Origin of the sequence: Novosphingobium sp. B-7 (genome assembly GCF_000410615.1) — a bacterium.
GTDB classification, from domain to species: domain Bacteria; phylum Pseudomonadota; class Alphaproteobacteria; order Sphingomonadales; family Sphingomonadaceae; genus Novosphingobium; species Novosphingobium capsulatum.
The window spans coordinates 37909-49370 of sequence record NZ_KE148334.1 but is presented as its reverse complement, the minus strand read 5'-3'; the positions used below and the strand labels follow the sequence as shown (position 1 = coordinate 49370).

Here is an 11462-nt window from a genome sequence, read left to right as displayed (position 1 = left end):
CCGCCGGCTGATGGCGCGCGGGGGGCAGTGGGTGATCGTCACGCTTGGCGGGGCCGGCGTGCTGGCTGAAGGGCCGGACGGCACGATCCGCCTGCCTGCGCGGGCCGTGCCGGTGGTGGATACGACTGGCGCGGGTGATACGTTCTGCGGCGTGCTGGCCGCGCGGCTGGCGGAAGGTGAAACCATGGCCCACGCGCTGGCTGTGGCGGTGGTTGCGGCCGGAATCTCGGTGCAGCGCCTGGGTGCTGCCGCCTCGATGCCCACGCGGGCGGAGGTTGACGCGGGCCTGGCTGGATAGGTCGCGCAAGGGCGGGGGCTTCGACAAGCTCAGCCCGAACGGTATTCATAAACCTGCTTCCCCGTTCGCCCTGAGCCTGTCGAAGGGCGTTGGCACGGCGCCCAAACCCACATGCGAGAAAGCGCCGGAAAGCCAAGGCTCTCCGGCGCTTCCCGTGCGACCCTTGGCAGGGCTTACTGTGGGTCTTTGGCCACGCCCTTGGCGGGGAACATGTCGCGGTTGATCCGCGCGTGCACGCCCAGCGTACCGTCCACCACCTGGGTCACGCCGAAATCGGCGGCCACGCTCATCAGCGAATAGGCATCGTTCTTCGACAGGCCGACCTGTTCGCTCAGCAGGTGGAGCATGTCGAGCGAGGTGTTCTTCATCGCCGCATCCAGGTCTTCGCCAAAGCCGTGGACGATCCAGTGCTTGGGCGTTTCCAGCAGCGGCGAGGGGAAATCGAAGTCCTTGCGCAGGATGATCTGGAACAGGCAGTTGAGCGAGCTTTCGATCGCCGTGCCGGAAATTTCGCCATCGCCCTGGCTGACATGCGGATCGCCGATGGAAAAGAGGCCGCCCTTGACCTGGCACTTGTAATACATCGTCGCGCCGGCGCCGATGCGCCAGTTGTCGATATTGCCGCCATGCAGGCCGGGGGGAATCGTGCTGACCGGCTCGTTCACCGCCGGGGCCACGCCGGCCGTGCCCAGGTGCGGGCGGGCCGGGATGGTCACGCCGGGCAAGGCGGGCTGGCGATCGCACACCGGGCAGTTGGTGATCGTGCCAGGCACAAGGTACTTCCCAGGAAAATCATAGGCATAAAGCGCGCTGGCGGTTTGCGTGGTGGGATCGAGCTGGTAGATCGTCACCCGCTCCTTCTCGTCGAACTCCTGATAGAGGTGGCCCCAGTTGGCCGCGAGGTTGGAGCCATAGTTGTTGCGTGGCACCATCTGGAGATAGCGCACCTCCAGCATGTCTCCCGGCTCGGCGCCTTCGACAAAGATCGGCCCGGTCATGATGTGCACGCCCGGCGCGCGGGTGGTGGGATCGATCTGGGTGAAGATCTGCTCCACGCCTTCGTCGAACATCAGTTCGGGCGCATCGCCGGCATGGTGGGTGATCGCTTCGGCATGCACCAGATCGCCGCTCTTGATCGTGAGAGCCGGCTTGATCGTGGGCGAGAAATAGCCCCAGTGCACGGTCTCGGGCGTGGCTTTCAGATAGTGCAGGGCGCCGGGCGCCGTAGCCGTCCGCTGCTGACCGTGGGTGCAGACCAAACTCATGCGTGTGCCTCGTTTCGATGGGTATCAGGACGCCTTGGTTGTCGGGCCAATGCTGCGCTGCGGTCTTGTTTGCGCGCGCCCTATGACTTGGCCGCGCCGCGCACGGATCAACAATCGGTGCGCGCAGGTCCAAGCCGGGCGGGGCCGCGCCTTGCCACAAGGTGGCTATTGACCCTGCTGGCCAAGGAAAGGCGCTGCCAATGCCCAACACCCTGATTTTCGTTGATATGCCTGCCGATGACCCGGCCGCCGCAGCCCGATTCTATGCCGAGGTGTTCGGCTGGCAGAACGATGAAAAGCCGGCCGGGGTGTATCACCGCATGGTGCCGGGCGGGCAGTTCAAGAACCCCGATGGCAGCGACAGCGCGATCGGCAACTTGCACCTGGGCATCTTTGCGGCGGCCAATGCCCGGCCGCACCCAGAACCGGCCGGTGTTGCCCCGCGCGATCTGGCGAGCGACGGGCGCAAGCCGCGCATCTGGATCCTGATCAGCGACGATGACAGCGCCGATCGCATCCTGGCCGCGGCGGAGGAACGCGGTGCCACGATCCTGTGGCGCAATCACTATTGGTCCACGTTCAACGGCTATAACCATGCCTTCCAGGACCCGTGGGGTAACGAGATCCTGCTGTGGGGCAAGGCCGGGGCCGATCCGCAGGTGCCGGCAGACTTTACCCGCGAATGACGGCGGCGGCGGGGGACGCAAATCCCCCGCCAATTGTGTTCTTCATTATTGTTGCGGCGCAGCATGGCTTGGCGCAGACTGCGCAGCACCCCACGCTCAACAATTCGTGCTGCCCGGCTCAAGACCAGCGGCCTGCGACACCGCTAAACAGAGCTTCGATCCAGCCCGTTTCAGGAGTTTGCGCCCGTGACCCTCGTTACCGACAGCTTCATCCGCTCGCTTGAGAGTTCGGCGACCGACCTCGCCGAGGCGGAGACCCTGCCGCCCGAGTGCTATACCAGCGCGGAATTCTATGCGTTCGAGAAAGAGGCGCTCTACAACCACGAATGGCTATGCGTGGGCCGCGCCGATTGGGTGGCCAAGCCGGGCGACTATTTCTCCACCCGCGTGATTGGCGAGCCGATCCTGGTATCGCGCACGCTGGATGGGGAAATCCGCGCGATGTCGGCCGTGTGCCAGCACCGCGCCATGCTGGTGGCCGAAGGGCACGGCAATGCACGCGGTTTCCTGTGCCCCTATCACCACTGGAGCTATAACCTGGATGGCAAGCTGGTCGCCGCCCCGGCGATGAGCAAGACCTGCAATTTCGACAAGGCGCAGTACAGCCTGCCGACGTTCAAGGTGGAACTGTGGAACGGCTTCATCTTCATCAACTTTGATGCCGATGCCGCCCCGCTGGCGCCGCGCCTGACGGCGGTGGCCGAGGCCATTGCCGGCTATGACCTGGCCGGGGCCGAAGGGCCGCGCCCCGATCCGGCACCCACGCTGCCGTGGAACTGGAAGGTCATGTTCGAAAACAACAACGATGGCTATCATGCCAGCCGGCTGCACCACGGCCCGTTGCACGATTTCGTGCCATCGGGCCTGGCGGTGTTTCCCGATAGCGACCCGGCCGATGGCGGCTTTCTGCGTTTCAACGGCACGCTGCACGCCGATGCCAGCTTCAACGCCACGCAAAAGGCGGTGCTGCCGGTGTTCCCCGGCCTGTCTGACGAAGCGCGCATGCGCATGACCTTTGCCAATATCCCGCCCACGCTCAGCCTGGTGATGATGAGCGACATGGTGATCTATCTGATCCTGCGGCCCAATGGCCCGGAATCGCTGGAGATGGACACCGGCTTCCTGTTTGCGCCGGGCGCGATGGCCGACCCCGCCTTCGATCACAAGCTCGACATGAATATCCGCGCCTCGGGCCATATCATCGCGCAGGACCTGCATGTCGATGAACTGGTGCAGCAGGGCCTGCGCTCGCGCTTTGCCCCGCGCGGGCGCTATTCCTGGCAGGAAGGCGCCCAAGGCCAGTTCAACAAGTGGCTGGTGCACCGCTATCGCGCCACCCACCAGCGCCTGGCAGCCCGGGAAATGACCCAGGCCTGACCCGATCCGGGGTACGTTTTGTTTGCGGTGCAGCATTGCGTGTCATCACAGATGGCGTAAGGTGGTTGCCAGGCCGGCAACCATAAGCCGCGCCGTCATCAGGGTCGCTCAACCTAGGGGGCAAGCCGTTGCGCTTTACCACCAATGCCTACCCGCGCGAGCAGCGCCAGGACGCGTGGCGTTTTGCGCTGCAGCGTGTCAGCCTCGAAGTGCTTGGCACCGCTGAGGAACTCTATGGCGAGCTGGTAAGCTTCACCAGCGGCCAGGGCATCCAGTTCGTGCGCGTGACCGGCAATGGCCAGCGCCTGGCGATCGACATGGCCCAGGATGCGCCCAGTTTCTGGCTGGTGCTGCTGCTCGAAGGACGCCTTGGCGCGACGCAGGGCACCACCGCGATCGAGCTGTCCGAAGGGGACATTCTCTATGGTGGTGGCTCTGCTCGCACGCAGATCGACCTGAACGGCGAACACCGCTTTCTGCTGGTCAAGGTGCCACACGCGCTGCCTGCGCTGCGCTCGCGCTCGGCCCTGCCATCGCAGATCAGCAACCTGATTGCCGACGAGGCGATCGGCCGCATGCTGTCGGCGCTGCTGCGCTCGGTCGCCGATACCATCGTCGATGTGTCCGATGACCAGATCCGCCCGGTCGAACTGGCGCTGCCCGAATTCATCGCCGCGACATTGCTCGACAAGGCGCCGGTCAAGGAACTGGGCGGCGCGGCCGGTGCGCGCGCGGCGATCCTGGAGCGGGTGTTCCAGTCGATCGAAATGCGCCTGTCCGATCCCAATCTGTCGATCCACCAGATCGCGGCAGAGCACCGCATTTCCCCGCGCTATCTGCAGAAACTGTTCGAAAGCGCCGGCGAAAGCTTTAGCCAGTTCGTGAAATTCCGCCGGCTGGAACGCTGCCGGCTTGACCTGGGCAGCCCGCTGCACGCGCAGCGCTCCATTTCCGAAATCCTCTTTCAGTGGGGGTTCAACGACAGCGCCAGCTTCAGCCGCGCATTCCGCGAACGCTATGGCATGAGCCCGCGCGAATACCGCAAGGTCGGGGCCCTGCCGGACGAGGCGATCGAGGCACCCCGGCGCGGGCGGCCCAGCGCGCAAAAGGATGCCCGTCCCGAAGAACGCGAGGAAGCGCCTGCCGCCACCACCCTCGATCCGGCGGTAGAGGCCGATGGCCTGGTCGAGGACGTGCAGGTCGATGCCGCGCCGGGCGTGCGCCACCATGTGCTGCCGGTGCGCCCCGATACGATCCACTGGGGCTATTTCAGCAAGTATCTGAAACCCGCGCTGGAAGTCTGCTCGGGCGATTATGTCACGGTGGAAACCCTGACCCACCACGCCAACGATGACGCCGAACGCATGATCCATGGCGACCCGGCGGCAGAGGCAGTCTATCGCTGGACCGCCGAGGGCAAGGTGGTGGATCGGCGCGGGGCCGGGCCGCTCGATGCCTCGGTGCTGGGACGCGGGCCGGGCGAGGGCTTTGGCGTGCATATCTGCACCGGCCCGATCGCCATTTCCGGGGCAGAGCCGGGTGACGTGGTGCAGGTGCGCATCCTCGATATCGATCCGCGCCCCAGCCGCAATCCGCGCTTTGCTGGCCGCGCATTCGGCAGCAATGTGGCCGCCTATTGGGGTTTTCACTATGCCGAACTGATCACGGAGCCGAAACCGCGCGAAGTGATCACCATCTACGAGATCGAAAAGGGCGCCGGGCTGCCGCTGGCGCACGCGGTCTACAACTATCGTTGGACGCCGCAGAAAGACCCCTCGGGCGTGATCCACCCGATGTACGATTACCCCGGTGTGCCGGTCGACCCCGAAACGATCGAAAAGAACTTCAACGTGCTGCGCGATATCGAGATACCGGTGCGGCCGCATTTCGGCGTGGTGGCGCTGGCGCCGGCGCATGCCGACCTGGTCGATTCGGTGCCGCCGGCCAATTTCGGTGGCAATATCGACAACTGGCGCCTGGGGCCGGGGGCGAGTGTGTTCCTGCCCGTGGCGGTGCCCGGCGGCCTCTTGTCGCTGGGCGATCCCCACGCCAGCCAGGGTGATGGCGAACTGTGCGGCACGGCGATCGAATGCTCGATGACCGCCGTGATCCAGGTGATCCTGCACAAGGCCAAGGGCGCGCCGGCCCACGTGCGCGAACTGGATTATCCCATGATCGAGACGCCCACCGAATACGTGATCCTGGGCTTTTCCAACCCCGATTACCTGCGCGATCTGGGCGGCAAGGCGCAGAGCGAGGTTTACAAGCGATCATCGATCGATGCCGCGATGCGCGACGCTTTCCGCAAGGCGCGGCGCTTCCTGATGACCATCCGCGACCTGACCGAGGACGAGGCGATCTCGCTGCTCTCGGTCGGCGTGGATTTCGGGATCAGCCAAGTCGCCAATGGGAACTGGGGCGTGCATGCGGTGATCCGCAAGGCGCTGTTCACCAGCTGATCGCGGGTTGCGGTGCGCGCCAAGGAAGCGGGACCCCGGATCAAGTCCGGGGTGACGTGGAAAGACATTCTTTCAGGCATCGTCTCCCCGGACTTGATCCGGGGTCCCGCTATTTGCCGTCACAACGTTGCGATACCCGCTCGATCAGGGGGTCAGCACCGGCTCCGCCGCAATCGCCAGCGTATAGCCCTGCCAGCGATCGAATTGCCCAGCCAGGTGACCCAGTTCGTGTTCGGCATAGTGCAGCGCGTCGTCACCCAGCAGCAGCACCAGCGGTGGCTCGGGCTCATCCAGCGCGGCCAGGATTGCTTGCGCGGCCAGCGTGGGGCATCCCGGCTCGTTGCCGTGCTTGTCCTGCAGGATCTGGCGCGCCAGGTGGGCCGTGCCGGCATAATCGGCGATGACTGGATCGGCGCCGGGCAGGCGTTCGGCGGAAAAGGCGGTGCGCAATCCGCCGGGCGCGACGTTGGTCACCTTGATGCCCAACGGGGCCACTTCCTGCGCGAGGGTGCGGCCGATGCATTCCAGCGCAAACTTGGTGGCGCCATAGATCGCCGTGCCATGCCAGGCCGCCAGGCCCGAAACCGAGGTGATGTTGACGATGTGCCCGGCGCGGCGGGCGCGCATGGCGGGAAGCGCGGCCTTGATCACCGCCATCGGGCCGAACACGTTGACATCGAACAGCGCGCGCGCATCGGCCAGGCTGGTTTCCTCCACCGCGCCGGTAAAGCCGCGCCCAGCGTTGTTGACCACGTAATCAAGCGGGCCAACCAGTCCTTGCGCGGTGCGGATCACCACCTGCACGGCGGCTTCGTCGGTCACGTCCAGCTTCATCGCATGGGCGCGGCCGGGGGCAAGGGCAGTGAACATTTCCGCGTCGGCCTGCGCGCGCACCGTGCCTACCACGGCATCGCCACGCCCCAGCGCGGCGCGGGCCAGGGCCAGACCCAGGCCCGAACTGACGCCGGTGATGAACCAGTTTGCCATGCGCTTGCGTTCCTTGTGCTGAGGTGAATTCGTTGATCTCTTCGGTTCGTCACCCCGGACTTGATCCGGGGTCCCGCTTTCCGTGGACTTTCGCAGAAGAAGCGGGACCCCGGGTCAAGCCCGGGGTGACGAGGTGGCCTCTGGGATGCCGCCTGGTTTAAGATTTATGTAGTCGGACACGTGGCGTCTTGCCGTGGCGCGCATGGATTTGTGCGCCAGCGTGGCAGTTCGTGCGCTGCACAAACCTTCGTGCGCGTGGTGACAAGATGCGCGGGCCAAGCCGCCCTAGCTTGCCCGTGATCCCAACCCGCGCCACACATCCTGTTCATCACTGCAAAATCACGGACCAGCCATGACCGAACCCACTACCACGGTTGCGCATTTCGGCCTTCCTTCCGACAGCGGCGGGCGCGACATCGGCATCTTCATGCCGATGGCCAACGGCGGCTGGATCATTTCAAAGAATTCGCCGCGGCTCGACGGCTCCTATGGCTATAACCTGGAAGTGGCCAAGCTGGCCGATGCCATGGGGCTGGACTTCATCATGGCGATGGCCAAGTTCAAAGGCTATGGCGGCGAGATCCAGCACTGGGAATCCTCGCTCGACAGCCCGCTGATGATGGCCGGCCTGGCCCAGGCGACCAGCCGGGTGAAGGTCTGGGCGACGATCCACACCCTGCTGCAAAACCCGGCCGTGGCGGCCAAGATGATTGCCACGCTCGATCAGATCAGCGGGGGCCGCGCCGGGCTCAACGTGGTGACCGGCGCCTACAAGGGCGAATTTGCCCAGATGGGTGCCTGGCCCGAAGGCGTCGACCATGACGAGCGCTATGTTCTGGCCACCGAGTGGATCGAGAATATCAAGCGGCTGTGGAGCGAAGACCGGGTCACCGCCCATGGCAAGTATTTCACGCTGGACGATTGCACGTCGTGGCCCAAGCCGCAGCAGCGGCCGTTCCTGGTCTGCGCCGGCACGTCCAAGGCCGGCGTGCGCTTTACTGCCGAGCACATGGACGCGCTGTTCCTGGCGGGCAACAACCTGGAAGAGCTGATTGCCAACACGCACAAGGCCAAGGCCGGCGCGCTGGAACTGGGCCACGCCATCCGCACGTATTCGATGATGATCCTGGTCATTGGCGAAACCGATGCAGAGGCCGAGGCGATGGTGCAATCCTATCGCGACGGGCTGGATGAAGAGACGCTGTGGGGCATGATGCGCGCCTATGGCATGCTCGACGCCGAGATCGGCAAGGAGAACGATTTCACCCGCAAGGCGCGCTCGGCGCTGATGGCCCCACATGTGGCTGGCTCGGCCGAGACGGTGCTCGCGCAGTTGACCGAAATCTTTGAAAAGACCGCGCTTGATGGGCTGATGCTGATCTTCCCCGATTACCTGACGATGCTGCCGGTCTTCGCCGAAAAGATCCTGCCGGTGCTGCGCGCGCGGTTCCCCGGCAAGATCAAGGAGGCGATCGATGCCTGAGGCGGCAGCCCAGACCGTGATCGATCCGACCACCGCCTTGCCGCATGTGGCCCAGCCCGGCGCGATGATCGCGCCGGCGCGCACCGCGCTGGTGGTGGTCGATGTGCAGGTCGATTTCGCCGCGCCGCATGGCGTGGTGGCTGGCTATGGCGCAGACATGACCGAATCCGACAAGGCGGTCGACCGCATTGAGCAACTGGTCGCCGCGGCCCGCGCCGCTGGCGTCACCGTGGCCTTCATGCGCGTGATGACCCGGCCGGAAAGCGACAGCCAAGCGCTGAAAACCTGGATGGCCAGGCGCGGCTCTCCTGGCGGCGAGGCAATCTGCCGGATCGGCAGCGGCGGCGAGGATTACTGGCGCGTGGCGCCCCGACCAGGCGATATCGAGATTGCCAAGCTGGCCTATTCCAGTTTCCACGGCACCGACCTCGATATGAAACTGCGCGCGCGCGGCATCGATACCCTGGTGATGACCGGACTGACCACCGACTGCTGCGTCGATTCCACCACGCGCGATGCGTTTCATCACAATTACCACACCTTCGTGGTGTCCGATGCCTGCGCTGCGGCCGAGCCTGATCTGCATGTGCACGCGCTCAAGGCCATGGCGCAGCATTGCTCGCTGCTGACGACCAGCGCCGCCGTGATCGAGGCATGGCGGGCATGAGCCTGGACGGGGACGGCCCCATCGCCGCCGATTTCGTGATCCGCAACGCGTGGATCGTGACGATGGACGCCGCGCGGCAGATCTGGCGCGATGGCGCGCTAGCCGTGGCGGGCGATCGCATCGTGGCGGTGGGCCCGACCGCGCAGGTCATGGCCCAGGTTACCGCGCGCGACGTGATCGACGGCAGCCGCTTCGTGCTGACGCCGGGGCTGGTCAATTGCCACGTGCACATCACTGGCGAGCCGATCACCCGCGGCTATGTGCCCGATGATACCGATTGGCGCACCAATGTTTTCGATTGGCTGATCCCCACCTACATGGCGCAGACCCCGGCCGAGGAACAGCTGGCGGCGACGCTGGCATCGGTGGAAATGCTCAAGAACGGAGTGACAACGTTCATCGAGGCCGGGACGATCCTCGATCTGCCCGCCGTGATGGAGGCGGTCGACGCCGTGGGCATTCGCGGCCGGCTGGGGCAATGGATTCAGGATCGCGCCTTTGCGCCCACGGACGATCAGCCCACGCTGACGCGCGATGCCATCGCCCGGCTCGAAAGCCAACTGGATCGCTGGCCGGTGGCCGATGACAAGCGCCTGGCGGCCTGGGGCTGTCTGGTCGGACACAATACCGCCACCGACGATCTGTGGCGCGCGGCGACGGCCATGGTGCGCGAACGCGGCCTGGGCATCACCGCGCACATGAGCGCCGACCCGGCCGATCCCGACTATTACCTTGCCACCACCGGCAAGCGCGCCTTGCTCCATCTGGAAGAACTGGGCGCGTTGGGCGATCATCTTTCGCTCACGCACATGATCCACCTGGATGATGCCGAGGTAGCAGCCGTGGCGCGCAGCGGCATGCGGGTGACGCATTGCCCGCTCACCGCGATGAAGGGCGGCTATGGCGTGACCAGCCATGGCAAGTTCCCGGAAATGCAGGCGGCGGGCGTGCCGATCCAACTGGGCACCGATGGCAACAACAACGGCAATATCGCCGATCTGATGCGCGCGATGTATCTGCTCGCCGGCCTGTTCAAGGATGCGCGGCGCGATGGCGATCTGTTCCCCGCGCATGCCGTGCTGGAATGCGCCACGCTGCATGGCGCGGCGGCGGCGGGCCTGGCTGGAACGGTCGGCGCCTTGGTGCCGGGCATGAAGGCCGATTTCGTAGCGCACGATCGCAACCGCCCGGAATGGACGCCGCTGCTCAACGTGATCAACCAGCTCGTCTGGTCGGCCGATGGACGCGGCGTGCACAGCGTGTGGGTGGACGGGCAGCACCTGGTCGACAATTATCGGATGACGAACGTGGATGAAGAAGCGCTCTATGCCCAGATTCAGGATGCCGCGCCGGGCCTGATCGCGCGGGCCGGCAAGACGATCCCTTGCGCCTGGCCGGTGGCTTGACCATGTCGGGTCGGGCAACCCAGCCGGGCACGGGTATCACCAAGGGCACCAAGCCGATGCGTATCGTCATTCTGGGCGCGTTTGCCGCGCTCTATTTTCTGTTGATGGCTTCCACGTTCAATTCGTTGGGCCAGGTTCTGCCGATGATCGTGGCTGATCTGCACTTTACCTGGGCGCAGGCGGGGATGGGCTTTACCGTGCTGGGGATTGCCTGCGGGGCGGCCTCGATGCTGCCGGCGGCTGTCATCCGCCGCCATGGCGTGGCGGTTACGCTGCTGATCGGCATGGTGCAGCTTATTGCCGGATTTGCCGCGCTGGCTTGGATGCAGGGCGTGTGGATGTATCTGCTCGCCACGCTGCTCTTGGGGCTGGGCTTCTGCTTTTGCGGTTCGATCGCGGCGGTCGATGCCATTGGCAATGCCTTTGACCGCAAGCGCTCCACAGCCATCGGCCTCTATTTTACCGCTGGCAACCTGGGGGCGGTGGCCGGGCCGATCACCTTCTTCGCGATCCATTCGGCCACCGGCAGCTGGCGCCTCTATTGGCTGGCCTGCGCCGCCGGCGCACTGGTGCTCGGGCTGTTCGCGGCGGCGGTGTGCGGCCGCTATGAACGCCGCGTAGGCGTGGTCCATGGCCCGGCCGATGAAGCGCCGCCTCCGCCCGAAGGCTGGACGGCGCGCGCGGCGCTCGCTTCATGGCAGTTCTGGATCGTGGTGCTGGCCTATACTGCGTGCCTGTTGATCAACACCACCGTGCACAGCTTTGCCTATCAGCACATGCTCGAACACCGCGTGGCGCCGGGCGTGGCCACCGGGTTCATTTCGGCGGCGGCCT

Annotated in this window: 10 protein-coding genes; 8 read left to right on the top strand and 2 right to left on the bottom strand. The window is 65.3% G+C overall.

The window, feature by feature from the left end; translation table 11 throughout:
* The coding region (locus H926_RS0111515; protein WP_028657894.1) for a PfkB family carbohydrate kinase at positions 1-298 on the top strand (298 nt) is incomplete at its 5' end.
* A gap of 173 nt (positions 299-471) precedes the next feature.
* On the opposite strand, the gene H926_RS0111510 is transcribed toward H926_RS0111515, so the two are convergent.
* Positions 472-1563 carry an acetamidase/formamidase family protein gene (locus H926_RS0111510; RefSeq protein WP_022676435.1) on the bottom strand — a complete coding sequence of 364 codons (1092 nt, stop codon included), beginning with the start codon at positions 1561-1563 and terminating at the stop codon, positions 472-474.
* Positions 1564-1763: 200 nt separating this feature from the next.
* On the opposite strand from H926_RS0111510, the gene H926_RS0111505 reads away from it, so the two are divergent.
* The 3 genes from H926_RS0111505 to H926_RS0111495 all read left to right on the top strand — a co-directional run bounded on the left by H926_RS0111505 (position 1764) and on the right by H926_RS0111495 (position 6085).
* Positions 1764-2249 carry a VOC family protein gene (locus H926_RS0111505; protein ID WP_022676434.1) on the top strand — a complete coding sequence of 162 codons (486 nt, stop codon included), beginning with the start codon at positions 1764-1766 and terminating at the stop codon, positions 2247-2249.
* Between the two features lie 186 nt (positions 2250-2435).
* Complete coding sequence (locus H926_RS0111500; protein WP_022676433.1) at positions 2436-3626, top strand: aromatic ring-hydroxylating dioxygenase subunit alpha; 1191 nt, start codon at positions 2436-2438, stop codon at positions 3624-3626.
* A gap of 128 nt (positions 3627-3754) precedes the next feature.
* A complete protein-coding gene (locus tag H926_RS0111495; protein ID WP_022676432.1) occupies positions 3755-6085 on the top strand; it encodes an acetamidase/formamidase family protein in 2331 nt (776 codons plus the stop codon).
* A gap of 144 nt (positions 6086-6229) precedes the next feature.
* Here the strand turns inward: H926_RS0111495 and H926_RS0111490 are convergent, their stop codons facing one another.
* Positions 6230-7072: an oxidoreductase gene (locus H926_RS0111490; protein WP_022676431.1), complete on the bottom strand. Its 843-nt coding sequence runs from the start codon at positions 7070-7072 to the stop codon at positions 6230-6232.
* A gap of 352 nt (positions 7073-7424) precedes the next feature.
* Between H926_RS0111490 and H926_RS0111485 the strand changes: the two genes are divergently transcribed.
* From H926_RS0111485 to H926_RS27025, 4 genes are all read left to right on the top strand, one after another.
* Positions 7425-8555: an LLM class flavin-dependent oxidoreductase gene (locus H926_RS0111485; RefSeq protein ID WP_022676430.1), complete on the top strand. Its 1131-nt coding sequence runs from the start codon at positions 7425-7427 to the stop codon at positions 8553-8555.
* Complete coding sequence (locus tag H926_RS0111480; RefSeq protein ID WP_022676429.1) at positions 8548-9222, top strand: cysteine hydrolase family protein; 675 nt, start codon at positions 8548-8550, stop codon at positions 9220-9222. Before H926_RS0111485 ends, H926_RS0111480 begins: the two co-directional genes overlap by 8 nt.
* Entirely contained in the window at positions 9219-10628 is a 1410-nt protein-coding gene (locus H926_RS0111475; RefSeq protein WP_028657892.1) for an amidohydrolase family protein, read from the top strand. Before H926_RS0111480 ends, H926_RS0111475 begins: the two co-directional genes overlap by 4 nt.
* 2 nt (positions 10629-10630) lie before the next feature.
* Positions 10631-11462 (top strand): MFS transporter (locus H926_RS27025; RefSeq protein ID WP_202804704.1); only part of this gene is annotated, 832 nt, incomplete at its 3' end.

Excerpts from the sequence above, each read along its gene's own strand:
- H926_RS0111510 (WP_022676435.1), bottom strand. The coding sequence starts at position 1,563 with ATGAGTTTGGTCTGCACCCACGGTCAGCAGCGGACGGCTACGGCGCCC.
- H926_RS0111505 (WP_022676434.1), top strand. The coding sequence starts at position 1,764 with ATGCCCAACACCCTGATTTTCGTTGATATGCCTGCCGATGACCCGGCC.
- H926_RS0111490 (WP_022676431.1), bottom strand. The coding sequence starts at position 7,072 with ATGGCAAACTGGTTCATCACCGGCGTCAGTTCGGGCCTGGGTCTGGCC.
- H926_RS0111485 (WP_022676430.1), top strand. The coding sequence starts at position 7,425 with ATGACCGAACCCACTACCACGGTTGCGCATTTCGGCCTTCCTTCCGAC.
- H926_RS0111480 (WP_022676429.1), top strand. The coding sequence starts at position 8,548 with ATGCCTGAGGCGGCAGCCCAGACCGTGATCGATCCGACCACCGCCTTG.
- H926_RS0111475 (WP_028657892.1), top strand. The coding sequence starts at position 9,219 with ATGAGCCTGGACGGGGACGGCCCCATCGCCGCCGATTTCGTGATCCGC.